Raw genomic sequence first — 24,412 nt, forward strand, 5'->3', positions numbered from 1 at the left:
GCCGCCGGCCTCAAGCAAAATAACAATCATTTCCATATAGAATACGGCCTGTCCCCAACATCCTTGCTCGTACGCGCAGATGGCTTTTTCGCTCACGGCTGGCCCACGGCGCTGGCTGGCAGCGCTCCTGATATTGGCGGCTCTGGCCTTCTGGGCGCAGCGGGATGAAGCTCTATCCGCCGCGGCGCCCGCGGCCCAGCAAGCTGTCCCCGTCGAGGTCGTCCTGGCGCGCGCCGCCCCGCTGCGCCTGCAGCTCCATGCCATCGGCACGGTCACGCCGTTGGCGCATATCGTGTTGCGGCCCCAGGTCAGCGGCCTGCTCATGCGTCTGCACTACCGCGAAGGCCAAGTGGTGCAGGCCGGCCAGTTGCTGGCCGAAATCGATTCCCGCCCTTACCAACATGCGCTCAACGCCGCACTGGGCAAAGCGGATCAAACCCGTGCGCGGCTGGACAATGCGCGCGCCGATCTGGCCCGCTATACAGCGCTATCGCGCCAGGATGCCGTCGCCAGAAGCCAGCTCGATGCCGCGCGCAGCGCCGTCGAGCACGATGCCGGCCAACTGGCGGCCGACCAGGCCGGGGTGGATGAGGCGCGGCGCCAACTGGCCTTGACCCGCATCACCGCGCCGGTCAGCGGCCGCATCGGCCTGCGCCGCATCGATGCGGGCAATCATGTTCGCGCCAACGACACGCAGGGCCTGGCCACCCTGGTGCAAACCGGCGCCACCTCCGTCCTGTTCGACATCTCCGAAGCCCGGCTGCCCCTGCTGCGCGAGGCCATGGCCAATGCGGACACCCTGGCCGTCGAAGCCTGGGATGCCGACGACCGCCGCCTCGTCGCCCGGGGCACGCTGCAGGCGCTGGATAACCGTACGGGCAACGGCAGCGTGCGGCTGCGCGCCTCGTTTGCCAACGAGCAGGAACAGCTTTTCCCGTATCAGTTCGTCAACATCCGCCTGACGCTGCAACAGCAGGATCACACCCTCACCATCCCGGCGGCGGCCGTGCAGTATGGCGCGCAAGGCCCCTACGCCTATGTCATCGACAACGAAGGCAAGGCGCGCCGCAAGCCGCTGGAGATCGGCCTGAACACCGGCGGGCGGGCAGCCATCCTCGCGGGTCTGGCCGATGGCGAGCGCGTCGTCATCGAAGGCGTCGATCGCTTAAACGAAGGCCGCGCGGCAAAGATACTGGCCATCCAGGAAGACCTATGAATCTGTCGCGCCCTTTCATCCTCCGACCGGTGGCCACGAGCTTTCTGATGATCGCCCTGCTGCTGTCCGGCCTGCTCGCCTGGCGCATCCTGCCGGTAGCGGCCTTGCCGCAGGTGGACTACCCCATCATCCAGGTGACGACGCACTACCCGGGCGCCGGGCCGAACGTCATGGCGCGCGTGGTGACCGCCACGCTGGAGCGGCGCTTTGGCCAGATCCCCGGCCTGAAGCAGATGTCATCCTCCAGCGGCAGCGGCGTGTCGGTCATCACCCTGCAGTTTGCCCTGACCCTGCCCCTGGGCGTGGCCGAACAGGAAGTCCAGGCCGCCATCAGCGCCAGCAGCGCGCTGCTGCCCCAGGACTTGCCCGCCCCGCCCGTCTACCGCAAGGTCAATCCGGCGGACGTCCCCATCCTGACGCTGGCGGTCACGTCCGACACGGTGAGCCTGCCGCAGGTCTACGATCTGGTGGATACGCGCATGACGCAGCGCCTGGCGCAGCTCTCGGGCGTGGGCATGGTCAGCCTGGCCGGCGGACAACGGCCCGCGGTGCGCGTGCAGCTCAACCCGCTGGCCCTGGCCGCGCGAGGCCTGCAATCGACCGATGTGCAAAATGCCATCGCCAAGGCCAATAGCAATCAGCCCAAGGGCAGCTTCGACGGCCCCTTGCGCAACGTGCTCATGGATGCCAACGACCAGCTGCAAAGCGCTGGCGAATACCGGGAGCTCATTGTGGCCTGGCGCAATGGCGCCCCCGTGCGCCTGGGCGACATCGCCAAAGTCGAGGATGGCGCGGAAGACCGCTACCTCGCCGCCTGGGTGGATCGCCAGCCCGCGGTGCTGATCAATATCCAGCGCCAGCCGGGCGCCAACGTGATCGAGGTGGCCGAGCAGGTCAAGGCGCTGTTGCCGCAATTGGCTGCCTCCCTGCCCGCCGCGGTCAAGATCGACGTGCTCACCGACCGCACGCAAAGCATCCGCGCTTCGATACGCGGCGTGCAGTGGGAGCTGGTGTTCGCCGTCGGCCTGGTGGTGCTGGTGACTTTCCTGTTCCTGCGCAACCTGCCCGCCACGCTCATCCCCAGCCTGGCCGTGCCGCTGTCGCTCATTGCGACCTTCGGCGTCATGTATCTGGCCGGGTTCTCGGCCAACAATCTCACGCTCATGGCGCTGACTATCGGTGCGGGTTTCGTCGTGGACGACGCCATTGTGATGCTGGAGAACATCGCGCGTTATCGCGAACAGGGCCTGAGCCGGCTGGACGCCGCACTCAAAGGCGCCAGCCAGATCGGCTTTACCCTGGTGTCGCTCACGCTATCGCTCATCGCCGTGCTCATCCCCCTGCTGTTCATGGAAGATGTCGTAGGGCGCTTGTTCCGGGAATTCGCGGTCACCCTGGCGGTCGCCATCCTGATCTCGCTCGTCGTCTCGCTCACGCTCACGCCGATGATGTGCGCCTATATGCTGCCGGCGCACACCGAGCGCCCGGGCGGGTTGATGAGCCGCCTGCAGGCCGCCTATGCACGCCTGCTCGATGTCACGCTGCGCCACCAGCGCGCCACGCTGGCTGTCATGCTGGCCACGCTGGCGCTGACCGGCCTGCTCTACGCCGCCATTCCGAAAGGATTTTTCCCCACGCAGGATAGTGGTTTGCTGCAGGGCGTGACCGAATCGGCGCCAACCACTTCCTACGGCGCCATGGCCAGCCGCCAACAGGCCATGGCCCAAGCCTTGCTGGACGATCCGGATGTGGCCAGCCTGTCGTCCTTCATTGGCGTGGACAGCGCCAACACCGCCCTCAATACCGGCCGGCTGCTGATCAATCTCAAACCCTGGGGCGAGCGGTCGACCTCCATTGCCGAGATCATCCCGCGCCTGAATGAGCGAGCCAGGTCGGTGCAGGGGATCCAGCTGTACCTGCAGCCCGTGCAGGAACTCAATATCGAAGACCGCGTCGGCCGGGGCCAATACCAGTTCACGCTCAACTCCCCCGACGCCGGGCTGTTGGCGCAAGCGACGAGCCAATTGCTGCAGGCCTTGAGCGCGGTGCCCGCGCTGAGCAGCGTCTCCGCCGATCTGCAACGCGGCGGCCGGCAAGCCTATCTGGAGGTCTCGCGCGACACCGCCGCCCGCCTGGGCCTGAGCATGGAGGACGTCGCGCAGGCGCTTTACAACGCCTTCGGGCAACGACAGATCGCCACGCTGTTCACGCAGTCGAATCAGTATCGCGTGGTCATGGAGGTCGACCGCGAGCTCGCCGCCACGCCCCAGGCGCTCGATCGCATCTATCTTCAGACGGCGGCCGGCCAACCCATACCTCTGGCCACGCTGGCCACCGTCACAGAACGCGAAGCGCCCCTGACGTTATCGCGCCTGGGCCAGTTCCCGTCGGTCAATTTTTCCTTCAACCTCGCGCCGGGCGCGTCGCTGGGCGAAGCGGTGCAAGCCATCCAGGACACGGGTGCCGAGATCGGCATACCCGCCGGCGTGGAGTTGCGCATGCAGGGCGCCGCGGCGGCCTTCCAGGCCTCGCTCTCGAATACGCTGTGGCTGATGCTGGCGGCCATCGTCACCATGTATCTGGTGCTGGGCATGCTGTATGAAAGCGCCATCCATCCCATCACCATTCTTTCGACCCTGCCCTCGGCCACCGTGGGCGCCCTGCTCGCCCTCATGATCGGCGGCCGGCCGCTGGACCTGATCGCGGTCATCGGCATCATTCTGCTGATCGGCCTGGTCAAGAAGAACGGCATCATGATGGTGGACTTTGCCCTGGAGGCCGAACGCCAACGCGGCATGACCCCGCTGGCAGCCATACGCGAAGCCGCTCTGCTACGGCTGCGGCCCATCCTCATGACGACGCTGGCGGCGCTATTCGGCGCCTTGCCGCTCATGCTGGCCAGCGGCTCCGGCGCGGAGCTGCGCCAGCCCCTGGGGTGGGTGATGGTGGGGGGCCTGCTGGTGAGTCAGATGCTGACGCTCTTCACCACGCCGGCCGTGTATCTGTTTTTCCATAAGCTGGGTCAGGCGCGGTCCATGAAAGCCCGGCCCGCGCCGCGGTCATGATCCGCGCCCTCATCCAACGCCCGGTCGCCAGCATTTTTCTGGGGCTGGCGCTGATACTGATCGGGCTGGTGGCCTGGCGGCTGCTGCCCGTGGCACCGCTGCCTCAAGTGGATTTTCCGACGATCGAAGTGCGCGCCGAACTGCCCGGCGCCAGCCCGGAAAGCATCGCCAGCACCGTGGCCGCGCCCCTCGAGCGCGCACTGGGCTCCATCCCGGGCGTGACGGCCATCAGTTCCTCCAGCAACCAGGGCGCCACCCGCGTTCTGCTGCAATTCGAACTCGATCGCGACATCAATGCCGCCGCGCGCGATGTGCAGGCGGCCATCAATGCCTCACGCAGCGACCTGCCCTCGGGCATGCCAGGCAGCCCGACCTACCGCAAGGTCAATCCTTCGCAAGCGCCCATCATGGCGCTCGCCCTCAGTTCTCCCACCCGTTCGGCGGGCGCGCTATACGACATCGGCGCCTCCGTGCTGGCGCAACGCCTGGCGCAGGTGCCCGGCGTGGGGGAGGTGACACTCGGCGGCAGCTCATTGCCCGCGGTGCGCGTGCAGATCAACCCCAATCTGGCGGCGCAATACGGCTTGGCCCTGGACGACGTGCGCAGCGCCATCGACCAGGCAGCCGTACTGGGCCCGCAAGGCATGGTCGAAGCGCCCGGCCAGCGCTGGGAGATCGCCACGCAGGACCAGCCGCGACTGGCGCGCGACTATGAAACCCTGGTGCTGCGGCACCGCGATGGCGCCATCACCCGGCTCGGGCAGGTCGCCAAGGTGAGCGACTCGGTGGAAGACCGCTACAGCAGCGGCTTTCACAACGGCAACCCGGCCGTCGTGCTGATGATCAGCCGCCAGCCGGGCGCCAACATCATCGACACGATCGCCACCATCGACGCGACCCTGCCGGCGCTGCGCGCGCTGATGCCAGCCGATGTCGATCTCACCGTCGTGCTGGACCGTTCTCCAGGCATCAAGGCCACCTTGAAAGAAGCGCATATCACCCTGGGCCTGGCCACGCTGCTGGTCGTCCTCGTGGTGTGGTTCTTCCTGGGCGACTGGCGTGCGGCGGCCATTCCCAGCCTGGCCATCCCCATCAGTTTGATCGCCACCTTCGCGGTGATGTATCTGGCCGGCTTCTCCCAGAACAACCTCTCGCTCATGGCGCTCATCGTGGCGGCGGGGCTCGTGGTCGACGACGCCATCGTCGTGCTGGAAAACATCCGCCGGCACATGGAGGCGGGGCTGTCCGCCCGGCGCGCCGCCTTGCGCGGCGCCCGCGAAGTGGGTTTTACCTTGGTCGCCATGACGCTGGCGCTGACCGTGGTCTTCGCTTCCATCCTTTTTATGGGTGGTCTGGTGGAACGCCTGTTCCGGGAGTTCTCCATCACCCTGATTGCGGCCACGCTCATTTCGCTTGGCGTGGCCATCCTTATCATCCCCAGCCTCTGCGCCGCCTGGCTCAAGCCCACGGCGCCGCGCGCCAGCGGCCGGCTGTTTGGCAACGTCCAGCGCGCCTACGGCGACAGCCTCTGGCGCACGCTGCGCCATCCACGCCTGACGCTCACCTCGCTGGCCGCCATCATCGGCCTGAACGTTGTGCTCTATACCCAATCGCCCAAAGGCTTTCTGCCCACGCAGGACACCGGCCAATTGCTTGGCTTCGTGCGCGGCGATGACGGCTTCTCCTTCCAGGTCATGCAGCCCAAGATCGATGCCTATCGCAAACTGGTGCTGCAGCACCCCGCGGTGCAGGACGTCATCGGCTATAACGGCGGCAGCCTGGGCATCAGCAACTCGCTGTTTCTCATCCGCCTCAAACCGGATCGCCAGGAAAGCGCCTCGCAAGTGGTCGATTGGCTGCGCGGCCATGCGCCGGAGGTCGCTGGCGGCATGTTCTACATCAACGTCGATCAGGATCTGCGCCTGCCCGGCGGTTTCGACACCTCGGGAGACCATGAACTGGCCATTCTGGCCAGCGACGTCGGCATGCTGCGGCAATGGTCGCGCAAGATCTCGCAGAAACTGCAGGACGCGCCAGAACTGCAGAACGTGGATGCCGTCGGCGATGCGGCCACGCAACAGGTCTACATCGACATCGACCGGCTGGCCGCGCAGCGCCTGGGCGTGGACATGCAGACCGTCGCCAGCGTGCTGTCCAACTCGTTCAGCCAGCGGCAGATCGCTACCCTTTACGATCCCCTCAATCAGTATCGCGTCGTGCTCGAACTCGATCCCCGTTACACCGAGGATCCCGATGTGCTGGAACGCGTTCAGGTCCTGACGGCCAGCGGCGAACGCGTGCCGCTGACCGCTTTCGCAAAGTATGAATACAGCATGGTCAACGACCGGGTCTTTCACGACGGGCAGTTCGTGGCCACGGGGTTGGGCTTTTCCCTGGCGCCAGGTGTGTCCCTGGAACAGGGCCTGGCGGCCATAGACCGCAACATGGCCGAGCTCATGCTGCCAGCGCAGATTCAAACCCGGCTCGGCGGCAGCGCGCGCAGTTTCCAGAAAGCGATGCAGGATCAGCCGCTCCTGATTCTGGCCGTGCTGGTCGCGATCTATCTCGTCCTGGGCATTCTGTATGAAAGCCTGCTGCATCCGCTGACCATCCTCTCGACCCTGCCGTCGGCCGGCATCGGAGCGCTGCTGGCGCTGCGTCTGGCCGGCATGGAGTTCTCGCTCATCGCATTGCTGGGGCTGTTCCTCTTGGTGGGGGTGGTCATGAAGAACGCCATCCTGATGATCGACTTCGCGCTCGTGCTGGAGCGGCGCGAAGGCATGAGCCCGCCGGCGGCCATCCACCGCGCCGCCATGCTGCGTCTGCGCCCCATCCTCATGACCAACCTGGCCGGCTTGCTGGGTGCGCTGCCGCTGATGCTGGGCCTGGGCGAAGGCTCGGAGTTGCGGCGGCCCCTGGGCGTGGCCATCGTGGGCGGCCTGTTCATCAGCCAGCTGCTCACGCTCTACACCACGCCGGTGGTCTACCTGGCCCTCGATGGCCTGCGGCAACGGTGGCGGCAGGCCCGCGCGCGGCGCGCGTCGTAAGGCGGCCATGCGCTCTACACTAAGCGCATGCGCATCCAACTGCTCTCCGATCTGCACCTCGAAACCAACCCGGATTTCGTGTTCTCGCCCGCCCCCGACGCCGACGTGCTGGTGCTGGCCGGCGACATCGGCTCGTATCAGGCCGGCTCCCGCCTGCCGGACGACGATTTCGGCCTGGGGCGCTTCGCGCATGCGCCGGGGCGCGCCCGCCACATTGTGTTCGTGCCAGGCAACCATGAGTTCGACGGCCTGGGCTATCACGCGGCCACCGCAAGGCTCAAGGCGCTGTGTGCGCAGCTGGGCATTCACTGGCTCGAGCGCGATACGCTGCATCTGGATGGCGTGCGTTTTGTCGGCACCACCCTCTGGACCGACTTCGAAGCCTTGGCCAGCAGCCAGTCAACCGAGACCGCGCGCCGCCAGCAGCTCGACAAAGCCTACCGGGCCGCCAACTTCTATCTGCGCAAGAACACCACGTTCAAAGACGACGGCCAGCCCATGCTGGCCGAAGACCTGCGCGAACTGGGACTGCAATGCCAGCATTGGCTGCGCGACGCCCTGGCGTGCCCGTTCGCCGGGCCGACCGTGGTTATCACGCATTTCGCGCCCAGCCTGCGCAGTGCCGATCCCCGCTATGGCCTCACCCCGGGTACGGCCGGGTTTTGCAATGCCCTGGACGACCTTTTCGTGCACGCCGATCTCTGGATACACGGCCATCTGCATTGCCCCAATGACTACGTCGTCCAAGACGCCGCCACCGGCCGCCGGTGCCACGTCATCGCCAACACACTGGGCTATCAGAAAAAAGGCGAGCAGGAGGGCTTTCGCCCGCACTGCGTCGTGGACGTGGCGGCGCGCTAATCGCCCCGTCCGCAGGCTTGCGGCTTGTCATGGACGCCAAACCGCTCCACCATCGTTGCGCTGGCCGCGTTCAGCCCGACCACCTCGACTTGCTTGCCCGCGCGCCTGAGCTTCATAACCACCTTGTCCAAGGCCTCCACCGCGGAGATGTCCCAGAAATGGGCGGCCGAGACGTCGAGCACGACGCCATCGACGGCCTCTTTGAAATCGACCTCCTGAGCAAAGCGGCCTGCGGACGCAAAGAAGACCTGCCCGCTGTAGTCATAGCGACGCTGGCGGCCATCCGGCGACAGGCTGCTGCGCACGCTCAACATCCGCCTGACCTTGCCGGCGAAGAATACGCCGCTTAGCAATACCCCGGTCAGCACGCCGCGCGCCAGATCATGCGTCCAGACCACGACCATCACCGTCGCCAACATGACCACGCTGGACTGCCAAGGATGGGTCCGCAGTTTGAACACAGCGTTCCAACTGAATGTGCCGATGGACACCATGATCATGACGGCCACCAGCGCCGGCATGGGGATGCGCGCCACCCACGGCCCTAAAACCACGATCAGAAACAGTAAAAGGGCTCCCGCCACGAACGTGGACAGGCGGCTGCGCCCGCCCGAACGCACGTTGATCACCGACTGACCGATCATGGCGCATCCGCCCATGCCGCCGAGCAATCCGGTCACGAAATTGGCGATGCCCTGCCCCTTGCATTCGCGCCGCTTATCGCTGGGCGTATCCGTCATATCGTCCACGATCTGCGCGGTCAGCATCGACTCCAACAGACCGACCGCCGCCATGGTGAGCGAATAAGGCCAGATGGTGCGCAGCGTATCCAGCGTCAGCGGCACCTGGGGCAAGGCAAAGCTGGGCAGCGCCGAAGGCAACGCCCCCATGTCGCCCACCGTGTTGACCTGCAGCCCAAAATAGATCGAGATCGCCGTGAGCACGAGGATCGCCACCAGCGGCGACGGCACCGCACGCGTCAGGTAGGGAAACAGATAGATGATCGCCAGACCTGCCGCCACCATGACATAGGTGGTTGGACCGACCCCGATCAATTGCGGCAGCTGCGCCATGAAAATCAGGATGGCCAGCGCGTTCACAAAGCCCGTGATGACCGAGCGCGACACATACTGCATCAGCAGATCCAGCCGCAAGAACCCCGCGATGACCTGAAATACTCCCATGAGCAGCGTGGCGGCAAACAGATACTCCAGCCCGTGGCTTTTGACCAAAGGCCCGACCAATACCGCCACGGCCGCCGTAGCCGCCGAGATCATGCCGGGGCGGCCACCGACGCATGAAATGATGACCGCGATCGAGAACGAGGCATAAAGCCCTACCCGCGGATCTACCCCCGCGATGATGGAAAAGCCGATGGCCTCGGGGATCAGGGCAAGGGCCACCACAATGCCCGCCAATACATCGGCGCGCGGACTGGACAGCCAGTCGCGGCGAAACGTGGAAAGAAAAGACATGAAAGCTGAGCTGACGTTGGCAAGCGAAACGCCGCGACCCTGCGCGTCATCTGCCGGGCTGCGGATGAGCCCGCATTCGCTTGAAGTTGTCCGAGGGATAGGCGCCCGGCCGAGCCACCCGGCCTGGCCGGGTCCACCAAAGATCGCTGTCAGAGCGACACGGCTTCCGTTGCAGAAGCCGTGGGCGGAATTCTACACGCGCAGGTCGATGGCCTGCAGCCCTGGCGGGCCCCAGGCCTCACGCTGACGGCGTCTTGCGCCACTGCGCCATGGAATCCAGCAGCATTTTCAAGCCGGTCTCGAAGCTGCGCTTGGCGTCCAGTTCGGTAAAGGGCCCGAGCATGTAATGCGCCGCAGCATAGTCCTGCGTGGAGGCGGCCTCCAAGCGCTTGCGGATGTATTTGGCATGCATGGCGGGCAACTGGCGGCTGACATCTGCATAGGCGGCCGTCATGATGTATTGCGCGAGCAGGTGGTAGCCCATCGCGGTGTCCTCAGGGCTGAACCCCCCGCTGCGAAAGATCTCGGCCACGCGGTTCAGATACACCAGCCCATAGTCCGTCTGGCCAGCCTCCACCTGCTGAAACAGGCGGAACCGATTGTGCGCCATCACATAGCGCAACACCCCGCCGTACTCGACCATGAAGTCGTAGCTCAAACGCGCATGGCGCTCGATATCCTGGCGCCACTGCCCGGTGAGCTCGACCAGCCCTTGCACCCGGCGCTTGAAGTACTCGTTCACCACCCCGGAAATCAATCCATCCCGGCTGCCGACGTAGTAGTGGATCAACGAGGACGCGACACCGAAGTCCCGTGCCAGGCCGACGATGGACAACTCCTCCAAGGGCTCGACCTTGGTGAGCTGCACCGCCCGCTCGATGATCTGGGCACGCGAAATCAGCGGCGTGTCGGCCAGGCTTTCCTGGGCGACCTTCGGCGGACGGCCGCGCCGGCGCGGCGCTTCGCTCGCGGTGGCGCGGCTTGCAGAGGCGGTGACAGGCGCGGTAGCAGCTTCTTTTTTTGCCAAGCGTGAACCCCTAATTGACTGTGCATCAATTTTACCCTAGCATTAATTTACAGGGTGTCAATTAAAGAGCGAGGCAGACTTGAGCGAGATCAAAAAAGCGGCGGTAACGGCGGGGCTACGAGGCGCGGGCTGGTCCGCGCAACGCATGGACAGGCCGTACCGCTTGCGGCCTTACCCCTTACGCACGGCCGATGGCCAGCGCACCTTGGGTTTGCTCTACAGCCAGACGGGCAAGGAGACATCCGTGGTCTGCCTGATGCATCCGCGCGAGTTCTCCGGCACGCCCTATCTGGTGCCCGATATCCTGGACGCCGGCGCAGCCTGCTGGGTGCAGGCACCCCGCGCCATCGGCAACGATTTGCGCCTGGAACACGAAGTGGCCCTGCTCGACGTGGCAGCCGCCCTGGTGCATCTGCGCAAACTCGGCTTTACCCATATCACGCTGCAAGGCACCTCGGGTGGAGCGGGGCTTTTCGGCTTCTACGCCCAGCAAGCCCTGCGCGCGCCCGAGCGCCGGCTCAGCCATACCCCCGGCGGACGGCCCGTCAAACTGGCCGAGGCCGACATGCCCGCGCCGGATGCGTTGATTTTCGTGTCCCCCCATCCCGGCCAGGGCAAGTTGCTCATGCAGAGTCTGGACCCTTCCGTCGAGAACGAGTCGGATCCTTTCTCAGTCCTTCCCGAGCTCGACCCCTTCAGTCCGGACAACGGCTTCAGCCTGTCAACAACGTCCGCCACCTATGACGCGGACTTCGTGCGCCGCTATCGGGCCGCCCAGCAGGCACGCGTCACTCGCCTCGACACGCTGGCCCATCAGTTGATCGCCACACGCGCCGCGGCGCGCAAAGACCTCAAGCAGCAAGGCGACGCCGCCACGGCGGACCTGCGGCGACGCGCCGCGTTCACGCCTATCCTGACCTTGTGGCGCACTGACGCGGACCTGCGCTGCTGGGATCTGAAGCTTGACCCTTCCGACCGGGCAATAGGTTCGCTATGGGGCGCGGACCCCTTCGTCTCGAACATGGGCAGCATTGCCTTTGCGCGGCTGATCACGCCCGAATCATGGCTATCGACATGGTCGGGCCTCAGCTCCCGCGCCAGTTTCACGCAGTTTGGCGGCGAACTGAGCCTTCCGACCTTGATGCTGGAATACACCGGCGACCAGGCGGCGTTCCCCAGCGATATGGATCAGATATTTGCCTCGCTGGGCAGTACCGACAAGACCCGCGTCAAAGTCCGCGGCAATCATCACGGCATGGCGTTAAACGAAGCAGAAGAATCTGGCCAGTTGATCGCCGGGCGCCACATTCAGGACTGGTTGCGAACCCATCTGCCCACGCACGCATAGCTTCCCAGTCCGCAGCAACGCCCTTGCCCGGGACGACCTCTCTGGCCCGGGTGGCGGAAAACCACAAGAAGATGAGCTGACCCCGTCGCGACGAACGTGGCGCTCGCCCGAATTCAGGAGACATACCCATGCTGTCAATCAGATCAACGCTGGCGGCTCTGGCTGCCGCGGCTTTGCTCGTCCCGGGCGCGCACGCCGCGGCGGGCTTCCCCGACAAACCGATTCGTTTGTTCGTGCCCTCCCCTGCCGGCAGTGCGCCGGATGTGATGGCCCGCGTCATCGGTGACGCCCTGGGCAGACGCATGAAGCAAACCATCATCGTCGAGAACAAACCGGGCGCCGGCGGCATCGTCATGATGAATGCCTTAAAAGCAGCGCCCGCCGACGGCTATACCCTGGGATTCGCCCAGGCTGCCGTGGCGGCGGTCACCCCACTGACGTACAAAAGCGCCAACTACTCGATGACGCGGGACGCCGACATCGTCGGCACCGTGGGCATCACCCCCATGGTGTTCACCGCCAGCAAGCAATTTGCTCCGAATACCTTGGCTCAAGCGCTGGACCAGGCGCGCGCCCACCCCGAAGGCGTCACGATCGGCAGCCCGACGCGCAGCTCCATCCCGGACCTGGCCTCCGGGCTGCTCGCGGCCAAAGCCGGGGTCAAGGTCAGGCAAATCCCCTTCTCCGGCTCGCCTCAGGGCGTGCAGGCTGTCGTCTCCGGGCAGATCGATATGTATGCCGATGCCGTGGCCCCGCTGACCGGCCTGATCAAAGGCGGCAAACTCAAAGCCTTGGCGGTCGCCGCGGACGCTGAACTGCCCGGCCTGGAAGGCATCCCGCTGGCCAAGGACACCGTCCCGGGGATGGTCATCTATGGCTGGTTCACCCTCCATGCGCCGAAAGGGACGCCGGACGGCATTCTCAAGCAGCTGAATGCCCAACTCAACCAGGTGCTCGCAGAGCCGGAAGTGATCGCGCAATTCCGCAACCTGGGCACCTATCCCAAAACATCCACCCTTGAAGAAGCGGCCGTTTTCCTGCGCGAACAGCAGGCGCTTTTGGGTGACGTCATCAAGCAGATGAACATTACGGCGGAATGAGCGAGGCAGCGATCGTGAAGGCAGAAGTTCAACACCACATTCCCGGCGTGGTCTACCCCTCGCCACACACCGTGCGCCGCTACGTCGAGGCCGGTGCATTGACCGACGAAACGCTGGTGGAAGGATTCCAACAATCCGTCGCCCGTTTCCCCGACCATATCGCGCTGCAATGCACGGAGCAGTCGTACAGCTATCGTCAGCTCGACGACATCACAGACCGCCTCGGCGGCGCGCTACTCAAAATGGGCGTGCGGCCCTTGGACAGAGCGGTGCTGCAACTGGGCAACAGCCCGGAGCTGGTCATCGTCTTCCTGGCCTGCCTGAAAGCCGGAATCATCCCGATCTGCACGCTTGCGGCGCACCGCGAACACGAGATCGGCTTTCTCGCCGAGCTCGGGGAAGCCCGGCTGCATATCGTCCAGGGAGACGACCCCAAGTTCGATGACGTCGAATTTGCGCGGCAGATGCAAGCCCGGATCCCCGGCATCGAGTGGATCATTCAAGCCCGCGGCGCCACGCGTGACGGCGCCGTCGGCCTGCATGCGCTGGCCAACGGCATCGAGCCGGCCGAAGCGCGTCAGTGGTTGCAACAGGTCTGCCGCGACCCCTTACAGGTGGCCGTCTTTCAGCTCTCTGGCGGCACCACCGGCGCGCCCAAGATCATCCCGCGTTTCCATAGCGAATACCTATACAACATGCGGTCCGTCGCCAAGGTCAATGGCTACACCAGCGAGGATGCGCTGTTCATGCCGCTGCCCATGGTCCACAACCTGAACATGGGTTGCTGCTTCGGGCCCTTCCTCATGACGGGCGGCACAGTCGTTCTCGCGCCGAGCATGAGCACGGCGGACGTGCTGCAGACCCTGCAAACGTATCAACCGACCTGGCTGTCGGTGGGTGCCTTGCTCGCCCGCATTCAGCCCGCGCTGGACTCGGGGCAGTTGCAACTGCGGCGCCTGCGCGGCGTCATCGCGCCCAATGGCGGTCCACGGCTGCGGCAGATCTTCAATGCGCCGGTGCGGCACATTTTCGGCATGACCGAAGGCGTCATCATGCTGACGCGGGAAGAAGACCCGCAGATCATCCAGGACTACACCGTCGGCCGGCCGGTCTCGGAGCACGACCGGGTAAAGCTGCTGGTGCCGGGCACCGATCAGGAGATCACCGAAGACGAGGTGGACGGCGAGTGCGCATTCTCCGGCCCGTACACCATCCATGGCTATTACAAGGCGGAGGACCGAAACCGTGAGCAGTTCACGGCGGACGGCTTCTACCGGTCAGGAGACTTGATGATGGCCCGCACCATCGATGGCGTGCGCTACTTCCAGTTTCGCGGCCGCACCAAGGATGTCGTGAGCCGTGGCGGGGAGAAGATCAATTGCGAAGAAGTGGAGATCCTCATCCGCCGCCATGCAGCCGTCACCAATGTGCAGATCTGTGCCATGCCCGATCCCGTGCTGGGAGAAAGGGCCTGCGCTTTCATTCAAGCCAAGCCGGGCCAGACCGCGCCCGACGTCGCCGCCCTCGGTGCCTTTCTGAAAGAAGAAGGGCTGGCCAAATTCAAGTGGCCAGAGCGGGTGGAGAGCGTCGACGAGTTCCCCATGACCAAAACGGGCAAGCTCAGCAAGGTCATCCTGCGCCAATTGATCGTCGACAAGCTGGCCGCGGAAGCGGCAGCCAAGAAGGGAGAAACAGAATGAGCAAGCAACAATCGTTACCGCTGCAAGGCGTCCATCACACCGCACGCCCGACGTGGAAACTGGCTGAGACCGTGCATTTCTATCGCGATCTGCTCGGCCTGCCTTTGGTCCATGCGATCTCCGCGCGCGGCTGGGGGCCGGACAATCACGCCGATTTTCTGCATTTTTTCTTTGACAGCGGCAATCACAGCACCATCGCGTTCTTCTACTACATCGGGGCCGATCAACCGGACTTCGCTCAGCCCAAGCCGGACTACCGCTACAAAGCCACCCACACCGCCTGGCGCGTGGACACACGCGAACAACTGCTCGCCTGCCGCGCCAAGGTCGAGGCGGCAGGAATCCAACTGAACTACCAGATCCGCCACGAAGTCATCGAGTCGATCTACTTCTTCGATCCCAACGGCTACTCCATCGAGATCACCTGGCAAGCGCGCCCGTTCACCCAACTGGACATCGACGACGCCGCACGCACCATCAACGCCGCAGTGGAACTGTCGCAGCAACCCGGCGCGCTCACCGGCATCGATGCGGTCTGGCAGCGCAAGGCGCAGTTGCTCGCGCAAGAACTGGAGAACGTGTGATGCCCACGATTTTCGTACTCGACGTCGAAGAGTTTTCCCCCTTGGTGCAGCATGCGCGCCAGCGCGAAGGGCTGCGCGTCCTGGGCCCGACCAAGGGCTATTGGCGCATCGAGGCGCAGGGCGAGCTGCGATTCTCGCGGCAGGACCTCGGCTTCAAGCCCGCGGTCTGGAACGGTGCGCTCACGGGCGGGCTGATCGGCGAAGTCGTTCAATTCGACAAGGACACGCTGCGCATCGTCGACCGGAGCTGCCCATGAAGATCGCAGTCATAGGCGGAGGCCCGGCCGGCCTGTACTTTGCCATGCTGGTGCGCAAGCGGCAGCCGGCCTGGTCCGTCACGGTCGTCGAACAGAACCCGCCGGATGCCACCTTTGGTTTTGGCGTCGTGATGGCAAGCTCGGGCCGCAATAGCCTGCACGCGGCCGACGCGGAGAGCCACGACGCGCTCATTGCGAAAATGGCCTTCACCGACCGGCAAGTCATCACCGTCAAGGAAACCCCGCTTGTCATCGAACGTCCCGACAAAGGCGGCGCCATCCGCCGCATCGATCTGCTGGAGGTATTGCAAGCCTCGGCCTTACAGGCAGGCGTCGAGATCCGCAGCGGCGTACGCCTGGCGTCGCTGGCCGATCTGGAGGACCTGGGCCTGGGCGATGCCGATCTGATCGTGGGTGCCGATGGGGTGAACTCCATGGTGCGCCATGAAGATGAGGCCGGCTTTGGCACGCATCGCTCGCACCTGACCAACCATTTCGCATGGTTTGGGGTCGGCAAAGCCTTCCCCAGCCCGGCGCTCGTCTTTCGGCAGTACGAGGGCGGCTCCTTTGTGGCCCACTACTACCCCTATGCCGCTGACCGCAGCACCTTCGTCGCCGAGTGCGACGACGCCACATGGCACCGCTTCGGGATGGAAGAACTCAGCCCCGACCACAGAGCGGCCCTGTTCGAAAAAGTCTTCGCCGCCGAACTGGACGGCTTCCCGCTCTTGTCGAACAACTCGGCGTGGCGGCAGTTTCCCGTCATCAGGAACGCACGCTGGCATAGCGGCAACAAGGTGCTGATCGGCGACGCGCAGACCAGCGCGCATTTCTCCATCGGCTCCGGAACCCGCATCGCCATGGAGGATGCCATCGCCCTGGCCCAAGCCGTAGGCGAGGCCGACGGCACGATCAGGCAGGCCTTGCACGCCTTCGAGCAAAAGCGCCGACCGGAGAAAGAAAAGCTGATCTCCGCCTCTGAACGCTCCTATCTCTGGTACGAAGAGGTCGGCAACTGGCTGCGTCAGTACACGCCGCATCAATTCGTCTACCACTTCATGACCCGCACCGGACGCGTGAATGACCAGCGCCTGGCTGCCGCCTATCCCGCCCTTTATGCCGCGCTGCAGACCTCGGGCGCCACCGCCCGCCATGGGGCGCAGCCATGACCCTCATCAGCTATGAAAGCGTGATCAGCGCCACGCCCTTTGTCGTTCGGCGGCGCGTTCGCTGGGGAGAGTGCGACCCCGCGGGCGTGGTCTACACCGGCAAATTCGTCGACTACATGCTCGCGGCCGTCAACCTCTTCTACGCGAACCTGGCGCCTGTCGAGTTCAGGCAACTGCTCGGCGAGCTTGGTATCGGCATGCCATGCCGGGGCCTGGATATGGACTTTCGCGGCGCGCTCTGGCCCGAAGACGAGTTTGAGATCAGGGTCGGCGTCCAGGAGATACGCCGCTCGACCTTTGACATGCGCGTGCACGGCTATCAGGAGGGCGGCCGCGACATCTTCCTCGGGCGATTCAGCGCGATCTGCATTCCGGGCGACGGCCAACGCAAAAGCGTCGCCATTCCCGCAGCGCTGCGTTCCTTGCTTGAAAGCCATACGTACGAGACATGAACATGACCAAGACTTATCGCATCGGCCAGATTGTGCCCAGCTCCAACACCACGATGGAGACCGAAATCCCGCAGATACTGCGCCGCCGCGAACAGGACCATCCCGAACGCTTCACGTTTCACTCCGCGCGCATGCGCATGCACAAAGTGACGCCCGAGGAACTGCAGGCCATGAACGCCCAAGGCGTGCGTTGCGCAGCGGAACTGGCCGACGCAAGAGTCGATGTCATGAGCACCGCATGTCTGGTCGCGATCATGGCGCAGGGGCCGGGCTACCATCGCCAGGTCGAACAAGACTTCGCCGCCGTGGTCGCCGCCAATGCCGCGCAATCCCGCGTGATGACATCGGCTGGCGCCCTCATACACGGGCTGCGCAAACTCGGCGCCAAGAAAATCTCCCTCATGGCCCCCTATATGAAGGGCCTGACCGCAAAGGTCATCGACTACATCGAGGCCGAAGGCATAGAGGTTGTGGATAGTTTGAGCTTCGAAATTCCCGATAACCTGGAAGTCGGCCGTCGCGACCCGCAACAGCTCTTGCAAGACGTCAAAAAGCTGAATACCGCCAACGCCGATGTGGTGGTGCTGTCCGCCTGCGTGCAAATGCCTTCACTGCCGGCCATCCAGCAAGCGCAGAACAGCCTCGGCCTGCCCGTCACCTCCACCGCCATCTGCACCGCGCGGAACATGCTCGATCTGCTGGCGCTGGATGCCCGCATCCCTGGCTATGGGCGGCTGCTGGAGATTCAATAGCTGCGACGTCCGCGTGAATCGCGGGCAAAGGCTGCCTCTGCCCCGAGTCCACCGCCCAGTCGTTCAGACGGCCGGCCCGATGGACGGGCCAGGCACGAAGGCCGGAGAAAGCGGCTGCTGACCCCCCAAGCAGGGCATAGCTGGTTTGTTGCTCGTCGTCAGCCGCATCACGTGCTCGTGACGGCGGAAGTGCCATCGCGTATTCGACACATGTCCTACCCGTCGGCGGCTGTTCTCGATGCTATGGCACCGCGGCCGGCGTGATGGTCGCGGTACCGTTTACCGCCACGCCACCGCCGACTCCTGAAGGTCTCTTCCCCATACGGTGCTTGCCTTCGCCGCGCTCACGTGCATGACGCGCCGCCTCCGGGTTCGCCAAGGCTGATCGCAAGACGATGCCGTCGACAACGACACCGTCGATGCCGCTCCACCACGTGTCAGATCCGCTCAACCACCAGGCCCCGTAGGCGCGCCGTCAGGCGCCGCCATCGTTGCGGCCTCCCGCTTGCGGGCCCACCCTACACGTAGCGACCTGGCCCAGGCATCTACGTACCCCCACCCTGGATCTACCCCTTCGCCTCAACGCATTAACGCGGCCTCGATCTGCCCTGGATCTGGCCGCGCACTGATGCCGCATCGCTGAAAGCGCCATTTCTCGACTCAGCATCTCCCAGCCTGGCGAGCCACAACAGACTTTCAATACATAATTAATTTGAATGTTTATACATAGATAAATATTGATTGAACGAATGTATCCACGCTCGTAGCCTATGCGCAAGTTCACACAGACGATGCGAGTCGCATAGGGAAAATGAAGGAATACGTAGACTACATAATCGTTGGCAGTGGCCCGGCGGGTTCTGTCATCGCCAAGAGACTGAGCGAACGTACTCATCGAACCATCTGTGTGCTTGAAGCCGGGTGCGAGGACAGGAATTTCTTCATTCGCGTGCCTGCGGGTTTCGTGAAAACACTCTATGCCGGCAAGATCACCTGGAACTATCAAGCCGAGCCCTCCCTCGCCACCCACAGCCGCAAAATCGCGATGCCGCAAGGACGCGTGGTTGGCGGTTCAAGCTCGGTCAACGGCCTAGTCTATTCGCGCGGTCAACGCGAGGACTTTGACGATTGGCGGGAAATGGGAAATCCCGGCTGGGGCTATTCGGACGTTCTGCCCTATTTCAAGCGCTCCGAGCACCGAATCGGCCCTTGCGATCCCGCGTATCGCGGCCTGTCTGGCGAGCTGCCTGTCACCAATCCGGACTGGACATCGCCTCTGTGCGAGGCCTTCATCAAAGGCTGTTCGGAATTCGGCATCCCCGAGAATCCCGACTACAACGGGGAACATCAGCTCGGCGCCGGTTACTTCCAGCGTTATATCTACCAAAGCAAGCGCGTGAGCTGTTCGGATGCCTTCCTCAGACCAGCCATGAAAACGGGGCGAGTCCAGCTAAAGACGGATGCCCAAGTGTGCGAAATCCTGTTCGAAGGCAAGCGAGCTGTTGGCGTTAAGTACCTGCAAGGGGGCGCCACACACACGCTCTACGCCAACCATGAGGTCATCCTGAGCGCGGGTGCGGTGAATTCTCCGAAAATTCTGCAGCTCTCGGGCATCGGCCCGGCAGAACTTCTGGCCCAGCACGCCATACCGGTGAGGCATGCGCTGCCGGGGGTCGGAGAGAACTTCCGCGACCACTACACCGTACGCTCCATTTCGCGGGCGAAATCCGTCACCACGCTGAATGAGCTGGCAAGGGGCTGGCGCCTGGGCAAGGAGATACTCAACTGGTTTCTGCGTAAACCCAGCATTCTCAGCCTGAGCCCGTCGATGGTTCACGTCTTCTGGAAAACCCGTTACAGCCCGCATCGGGGCGATATCCAGGTGCTCTTTACGCCAGCGAGCTACAAGCCCGGCAGCAATTATGTCCTGGATGACTTGCCCGGCATGAGCACCGGTGCCCGCCAGCAACGTCCTGAAAGCAGTGGCTACGTCCGCGTTCAGTCGAAAGACCCCCTTGTCGCGCCGCTCATCCAACCGAATTTTCTCGCGCACGAACTGGATCAACGCACCCTCGTCGAAGCCTTGAAACTGGCCCGGCAGCTCATGTTGTCCTCGGCCATGGCGCCGTTCCTGGCCAGTGAACTGCAACCCGGAACGGATGTGTCGCGCGATGACGAATGGCTGGACTATGCCAGGCAAAAGGGAACCACGGGCTATCACATGGTTGGCACCTGCAAGATGGGAGCGCGTGACGACCTGATGGCCGTAGTGGACGCGAATCTTTGTGTCCATGGCCTGCAGAACCTGCGTATCGCAGATGCGTCTGTCATGCCCCAAGTCCCCTCCGCCAACACTCTCGCAGCCAGTCTGATGATAGGCGAGAAGGCAGCCGACATGGTGCTTGCCGCGTAAGCACGCCACCACAAATTCATATCAAGGAGCTATATATGACTACGGTCGACCTCAATGTTCTTAAATCCGTTTCGCTGCAAAGCCTGATTGGCGGCCAACGCGTAGGCGGCGCAACCTCGTTTACCGTCTACGACCGTTACTCCGGCGAAGCGATTGCGCAGGTCGACCAAACTTCGCAAGCGCTCATCAAGCAGGCCGTCGTGGTTGCCCGCCAGAATCTCGACAAGATCCCCGACGGCTATGAGCGCTCGCGCATTCTGCGCAAAGCAGCGGACATTATCCAGTCTCGCAAGCAGGTGTTCATCGACATAATGGCTCTGGAGGCAGGTTTCACCGCCGCGGAGTCATTCAACGAAATCGCTCGCGGTCTGGACACGCTGGAAATCGCGGCAGAGGAAGCCAAACGAATCTGCGGCGAGATGATTCCGATGGACAGCAATCCTGGCCAAAAAGACCGCTTGGCGTTTACCTTGCGCACCCCTGTCGGCATCGTCTGCGCGATCACACCGTTTAACGCCCCCTTCAACGCGCTGCTGCACAAAGTCGCTCCCGCCATCGCAGCCGGCAATGCCGTGATCATCAAGCCATCGGGGTACACGCCCTTGACGGCCAGTCTGATCTGCGACGTCCTGATCGAAGCGGGTTGGCCAGCCGAAGTGCTATCCCTCATTCAGGGCGAAGGCGCCGAGGCGGGTGAATGGCTGCTGGAAGAACAGGACATCAATTTCTATACGTTTACTGGCAGCACACGCGTAGGCCGCATCATTCAACAGAAAGCCGGGGCGCGGCGCACGCAATTGGAACTAGGAAGCATCGCCTGCACGGTGCTGTGCGCCGACGCCGACCTCGACCTCGCGTTACCTCGCATCCTTCGCGCCACGTTCCGCAAGGCGGGCCAGGTATGCACGTCGATACAACGGCTCTACGTCGCCCGGTCTCGTATGGAGGAAGTGAGTGCTCGGCTCGAGAAAGCCACGAGTGCGCTGCGAAGCGGTGATCCCAAACAAGCTGAGGTCGATTTCGGCCCCATGATCGCCGAGCGGGAGGCGATGCGCGCCGAGTCCTGGATCAAGGAAGCCGTTGCGATGGGCGCCCAAGTCCTCACCGGGGGCAGCCGCAACAAATCCGTACTCGAACCGACCATTGTGACCAACGTCCGAAGTGGCATGAAGGTCATGGACGAGGAGATCTTCGCCCCTGTGGTCACGCTGCTGCCCTTTGACAATATCTCGGAGGTGATCGAAAGCATTAATGCCACGCCTTACGGGTTGGCCGCGGGCGTTTTCACCAATGATGTCAACACGGCATTTTTCATGGCGCGCCGGCTGCACGTCGGCGGCCTGCACGTCAATGAGACCTCCAGCTCGCGCAATGATGGCATGCCTTATGGCGGGGTCAAGGACAGCGGCTATGGCTTCGAGGGCCCCAAATACCTGATCCGAGACATGACGGAGGAAAAGGTCGTGACGATTTCCCTACGCGACCCGGTTTAAGCAGGCGCTAGAGGGGCGCTCGCCGCCCGCCGCACAGCATGGCGTCAATGCTGTACGGCAAAGCGCCTCTCGCAGACACACGATGAGAACAACTTATAAGCGGCAGGTCGGCCAAGCTGAACCTGAACGCAGACATCCCAGGAGGGGTCCGTGAAAAACAAACGTTATCTGGTCTATGCAGGCCTTTTTTTGGTGGTTGCATTCAACTATGTCGACCGCGTGGCACTATCCATCGGCGGCCCCGCCATCGCCAAGGAGTTCGGTCTGGGTCCCATCGAAATGGGATACCTCTTTTCGTCCTACGTTTGGACCTATCTCTTACTCCTGATCCCTTGCGGCCTGCTGACTGATAAGTACGGCGCGAAAATCGTCAATACCGTCGGCGTCACCATCTGGTCCGGAGCCACCATGCTTAGCGGCCTCGCCGTTGGCTTCTGGTCTCTGATCTGGTCTCGTTTGCTGATGGGTGCGGCGGAAGGCTCCACTTTCCCCGCGGGTGCCAAGGCCTTGCGAGACTGGAGTCCGAAGAAAGAGTTCGGCCTGGCGTCGACCATGCTCAACAGCGGCTGCTACGCCGGTCCGGCATTTGGCACCCTTCTGCTCGGCTGGGTCATCTCGGTATCCAGCTGGAGATGGGCCTTCTTTGTGGCTGCGGCTCTCGGGCTCGTCTGGCTGGTGGCTTGGATGATCTGGTATCGACGTCCGGAAGAAGCCTCCTGGCTCGAGCCGGAAGAGCTCGCTCTGATCGTCAAAGAAAGAGACAATGCGGCCGGTAAGCCGGCCTCGCGTGGCGGACTCGCCAAGCTTCTGCGCTCGAGGTCCATGCTCGCCATTGCCTTTGTTCACGGATGCGCCGCCTACACGCAGTATGTCTTCTTGACTTGGCTGCCGAGCCATCTTGCGGTTTCCAAAAATCTTTCCATTGTTAAGTCGGGCGTATTCACTGCTCTGCCCTACTTTATTGCAGCCGTGGCCTCTTGGGGCCTGGCACACTGGAGCGACCGTTGGCTCGAAAAGCGCGGCGGAGCCTCCACGGGAGCACGACGCAACATCATCGTCGTCTCGATGCTTAGCGCAGCCATCGTGCTTTTCACACCGCTTACCGACAACGTCGCGGTGATTCTCGTCCTGATAACGATCTCGCTGACCGGATTGGCCACGGGCATGTCCTTGAACATCGCCCTGACAGCCGACCTGTTGAAGAGCCCGGAGAATGCCGGGAAAGCGATCTCGGTTCAGCTCACTGGCGGCAATATCTTTGGCACACTAGGCCCCATCGCAACGGGATACATCATCTCTGCGACCGGTCGCTACGATATGGCTTTCATGGTGAGCGGGGCGCTGCTGACGGTGGGCGCAGTGGTCGCCATGGTCTTTACTCGATCGGATATAGGGTGAAGGCCATGGACGCCACGTCACGCCACATCCCGATCCGAGAATCCTGGCTAGCGACGACCATCGAGGCTGCGATCGACCCCGAGACGCCGATCGTCGATGCCCATCATCACCTGTGGCATAAGCAGGATGCGCCATCGTATCTCTTGCCACAGATGCAGGCGGATATCGCAAGCAGTGGCCACAATATTGTGGCGACCGTCGCGGTAGAGGCCCGCCATAACTATCGCGATGATCTAGGGCCCGCGCTGGCTCCATTGGGCGAAACCGAACAGGCCGTCGGCGTTGGGACGACCTGCCGCGATACCGATCCGGACGGGCCCGCAATCGCGGCAGCCATCGTCGGTTACGTAGATCTGAGTCTCGGTGCCGAGGCCGGGGCTCTGCTGGATCGCCACATCGAAGTCGCGCAAGGCCGCTTTCGAGGTGTGCGCAACACGTCGGCCTGGCATGCCGATCCGGCGGCGCGCGGCTCGGTCATTCTGCCCCCGCCAGGGCTGCTGTACGACAGAAAATTCCGCCAAGGCATCAAAGAGCTCACTCGCCGGAATCTTGTTTTCGAAGCCTGGATGTATCACACCCAATTGGGTGAGCTCGTAGACCTCGCACGCGACAACCCTGAAACCAGGATCGTTCTCAATCATCAGGGCGGACCAATCGGCTTCGGTCCGTATGCCGGATGCCGCGCGGAGGTTTTCAGAGACTGGACGCATTTCATGAGGCGTCTGGCGGAGTACCCCAACATCCGGGTCAAGCTCGGTGGAATGGGGATGCTGATGGCCGGTTTTCGCTTTCATGAAAATGCCCGCGCGCCGACGTCAGCGGAACTGGCAGCAGCCTGGTCGCCATATATGACGAGCTGCATTGAGCTATTCGGCGCACAGCGTTGCATGTTTGAAAGCAACTTCCCGGTCGATAAAGGCACCGCATCCTATGGCGTGGTTTGGAACGCCTTCAAACGCATCATCCATGCCTATTCGGCGGATGAGAAGCGGGATCTTCTTGGACGGAATGCCCGCGACCTCTACTCGCTGACCATCGATATTTGATCAAAGCCT

18 protein-coding genes and 1 other annotated feature are annotated in these 24,412 nt (G+C 63.3%); of the genes, 16 read left to right on the plus strand and 2 right to left on the minus strand.

Going from position 1 to position 24,412, the window contains the following annotated elements; translation table 11 throughout:
• Positions 1-79: 79 nt before the first annotated feature.
• Genes CAL22_RS19570 through CAL22_RS19585 form a run of 4 tightly spaced genes read left to right on the plus strand, consistent with a single transcriptional unit; the run spans position 80 to position 8,189 of the window.
• Positions 80-1,216, plus strand: a complete 1,137-nt coding sequence (locus CAL22_RS19570) for an efflux RND transporter periplasmic adaptor subunit (protein ID WP_094816032.1) — start codon at positions 80-82, stop codon at positions 1,214-1,216.
• Entirely contained in the window at positions 1,213-4,281 is a 3,069-nt protein-coding gene (locus CAL22_RS19575) for a multidrug efflux RND transporter permease subunit (RefSeq protein WP_094816034.1), read from the plus strand. Before CAL22_RS19570 ends, CAL22_RS19575 begins: the two co-directional genes overlap by 4 nt.
• Complete coding sequence (locus CAL22_RS19580) at positions 4,278-7,328, plus strand: efflux RND transporter permease subunit (protein ID WP_094816036.1); 3,051 nt, start codon at positions 4,278-4,280, stop codon at positions 7,326-7,328. The genes CAL22_RS19575 and CAL22_RS19580 overlap by 4 nt, the downstream gene beginning before the upstream one ends.
• 27 nt (positions 7,329-7,355) lie before the next feature.
• The gene (locus CAL22_RS19585; protein WP_094816038.1) at positions 7,356-8,189 is read left to right on the plus strand and encodes a metallophosphoesterase; all 834 of its coding nucleotides are present in this window, start codon (positions 7,356-7,358) and stop codon (positions 8,187-8,189) included.
• On the opposite strand, the gene CAL22_RS19590 is transcribed toward CAL22_RS19585, so the two are convergent.
• Both CAL22_RS19590 and CAL22_RS19595 read right to left on the minus strand, forming a co-directional pair.
• Positions 8,186-9,664, minus strand: coding sequence for a SulP family inorganic anion transporter (locus CAL22_RS19590; protein ID WP_094816040.1), 1,479 nt, complete (start codon positions 9,662-9,664; stop codon positions 8,186-8,188). The genes CAL22_RS19585 and CAL22_RS19590 overlap by 4 nt on opposite strands.
• A gap of 84 nt (positions 9,665-9,748) precedes the next feature.
• Positions 9,749-9,802: a sequence feature (sul1 is cis-regulatory element that is thought to sense ions involved in sulfur or methionine metabolism; They are found in Alphaproteobacteria), on the minus strand.
• 100 nt (positions 9,803-9,902) lie between these two features.
• On the minus strand, positions 9,903-10,691 hold the full coding sequence (locus CAL22_RS19595) for a TetR/AcrR family transcriptional regulator (RefSeq protein WP_094816042.1): 789 nt from the start codon (positions 10,689-10,691) through the stop codon (positions 9,903-9,905).
• Between the two features lie 145 nt (positions 10,692-10,836).
• Between CAL22_RS19595 and CAL22_RS19600 the strand changes: the two genes are divergently transcribed.
• From CAL22_RS19600 to CAL22_RS19650, 12 genes are all read left to right on the plus strand, one after another.
• Positions 10,837-12,039, plus strand: a complete 1,203-nt coding sequence (locus CAL22_RS19600) for an alpha/beta hydrolase (protein ID WP_094816044.1) — start codon at positions 10,837-10,839, stop codon at positions 12,037-12,039.
• Between the two features lie 128 nt (positions 12,040-12,167).
• Positions 12,168-13,139: a Bug family tripartite tricarboxylate transporter substrate binding protein gene (locus tag CAL22_RS19605; protein WP_094816046.1), complete on the plus strand. Its 972-nt coding sequence runs from the start codon at positions 12,168-12,170 to the stop codon at positions 13,137-13,139.
• A gap of 14 nt (positions 13,140-13,153) precedes the next feature.
• Positions 13,154-14,839: an AMP-binding protein gene (locus CAL22_RS19610; RefSeq protein ID WP_244193949.1), complete on the plus strand. Its 1,686-nt coding sequence runs from the start codon at positions 13,154-13,156 to the stop codon at positions 14,837-14,839.
• Entirely contained in the window at positions 14,836-15,423 is a 588-nt protein-coding gene (locus CAL22_RS19615) for a VOC family protein (protein WP_348271695.1), read from the plus strand. The genes CAL22_RS19610 and CAL22_RS19615 overlap by 4 nt, the downstream gene beginning before the upstream one ends.
• The gene (locus tag CAL22_RS21475) at positions 15,420-15,680 is read left to right on the plus strand and encodes a hypothetical protein (RefSeq protein WP_348271696.1); all 261 of its coding nucleotides are present in this window, start codon (positions 15,420-15,422) and stop codon (positions 15,678-15,680) included. The genes CAL22_RS19615 and CAL22_RS21475 overlap by 4 nt, the downstream gene beginning before the upstream one ends.
• Positions 15,677-16,849 (plus strand): FAD-dependent monooxygenase, encoded by a 1,173-nt coding sequence (locus tag CAL22_RS19620; protein ID WP_094816050.1) that lies wholly within the window; start codon positions 15,677-15,679, stop codon positions 16,847-16,849. The genes CAL22_RS21475 and CAL22_RS19620 overlap by 4 nt, the downstream gene beginning before the upstream one ends.
• A complete protein-coding gene (locus CAL22_RS19625) occupies positions 16,846-17,301 on the plus strand; it encodes an acyl-CoA thioesterase (RefSeq protein WP_094816052.1) in 456 nt (151 codons plus the stop codon). The genes CAL22_RS19620 and CAL22_RS19625 overlap by 4 nt, the downstream gene beginning before the upstream one ends.
• Complete coding sequence (locus tag CAL22_RS19630; protein ID WP_432264315.1) at positions 17,298-18,053, plus strand: maleate cis-trans isomerase family protein; 756 nt, start codon at positions 17,298-17,300, stop codon at positions 18,051-18,053. Before CAL22_RS19625 ends, CAL22_RS19630 begins: the two co-directional genes overlap by 4 nt.
• Before the next feature lie 811 nt (positions 18,054-18,864).
• Positions 18,865-20,466 carry a GMC family oxidoreductase gene (locus CAL22_RS19635; protein ID WP_094816054.1) on the plus strand — a complete coding sequence of 534 codons (1,602 nt, stop codon included), beginning with the start codon at positions 18,865-18,867 and terminating at the stop codon, positions 20,464-20,466.
• 35 nt (positions 20,467-20,501) lie between these two features.
• Positions 20,502-21,959, plus strand: coding sequence for an aldehyde dehydrogenase family protein (locus tag CAL22_RS19640; protein ID WP_094816056.1), 1,458 nt, complete (start codon positions 20,502-20,504; stop codon positions 21,957-21,959).
• 150 nt (positions 21,960-22,109) lie between these two features.
• A complete protein-coding gene (locus tag CAL22_RS19645) occupies positions 22,110-23,357 on the plus strand; it encodes an MFS transporter (RefSeq protein WP_094816058.1) in 1,248 nt (415 codons plus the stop codon).
• A gap of 5 nt (positions 23,358-23,362) precedes the next feature.
• The gene (locus tag CAL22_RS19650; RefSeq protein ID WP_143277007.1) at positions 23,363-24,403 is read left to right on the plus strand and encodes an amidohydrolase family protein; all 1,041 of its coding nucleotides are present in this window, start codon (positions 23,363-23,365) and stop codon (positions 24,401-24,403) included.
• The last annotated feature ends 9 nt before the right edge of the window (positions 24,404-24,412 follow it).

The organism is Bordetella genomosp. 12 (assembly GCF_002261355.1).
Taxonomy (GTDB): domain Bacteria; phylum Pseudomonadota; class Gammaproteobacteria; order Burkholderiales; family Burkholderiaceae_B; genus Bordetella.

Excerpts from the sequence above, each read along its gene's own strand:
- CAL22_RS19570 (WP_094816032.1), top strand. The coding sequence starts at position 80 with ATGGCTTTTTCGCTCACGGCTGGCCCACGGCGCTGGCTGGCAGCGCTC.
- CAL22_RS19575 (WP_094816034.1), top strand. The coding sequence starts at position 1,213 with ATGAATCTGTCGCGCCCTTTCATCCTCCGACCGGTGGCCACGAGCTTT.
- CAL22_RS19580 (WP_094816036.1), top strand. The coding sequence starts at position 4,278 with ATGATCCGCGCCCTCATCCAACGCCCGGTCGCCAGCATTTTTCTGGGG.
- CAL22_RS19585 (WP_094816038.1), top strand. The coding sequence starts at position 7,356 with ATGCGCATCCAACTGCTCTCCGATCTGCACCTCGAAACCAACCCGGAT.
- CAL22_RS19590 (WP_094816040.1), bottom strand. The coding sequence starts at position 9,664 with ATGTCTTTTCTTTCCACGTTTCGCCGCGACTGGCTGTCCAGTCCGCGC.
- CAL22_RS19600 (WP_094816044.1), top strand. The coding sequence starts at position 10,837 with ATGGACAGGCCGTACCGCTTGCGGCCTTACCCCTTACGCACGGCCGAT.
- CAL22_RS19605 (WP_094816046.1), top strand. The coding sequence starts at position 12,168 with ATGCTGTCAATCAGATCAACGCTGGCGGCTCTGGCTGCCGCGGCTTTG.
- CAL22_RS19615 (WP_348271695.1), top strand. The coding sequence starts at position 14,836 with ATGAGCAAGCAACAATCGTTACCGCTGCAAGGCGTCCATCACACCGCA.
- CAL22_RS19620 (WP_094816050.1), top strand. The coding sequence starts at position 15,677 with ATGAAGATCGCAGTCATAGGCGGAGGCCCGGCCGGCCTGTACTTTGCC.
- CAL22_RS19625 (WP_094816052.1), top strand. The coding sequence starts at position 16,846 with ATGACCCTCATCAGCTATGAAAGCGTGATCAGCGCCACGCCCTTTGTC.
- CAL22_RS19630 (WP_432264315.1), top strand. The coding sequence starts at position 17,298 with ATGAACATGACCAAGACTTATCGCATCGGCCAGATTGTGCCCAGCTCC.
- CAL22_RS19635 (WP_094816054.1), top strand. The coding sequence starts at position 18,865 with ATGAAGGAATACGTAGACTACATAATCGTTGGCAGTGGCCCGGCGGGT.
- CAL22_RS19640 (WP_094816056.1), top strand. The coding sequence starts at position 20,502 with ATGACTACGGTCGACCTCAATGTTCTTAAATCCGTTTCGCTGCAAAGC.
- CAL22_RS19650 (WP_143277007.1), top strand. The coding sequence starts at position 23,363 with ATGGACGCCACGTCACGCCACATCCCGATCCGAGAATCCTGGCTAGCG.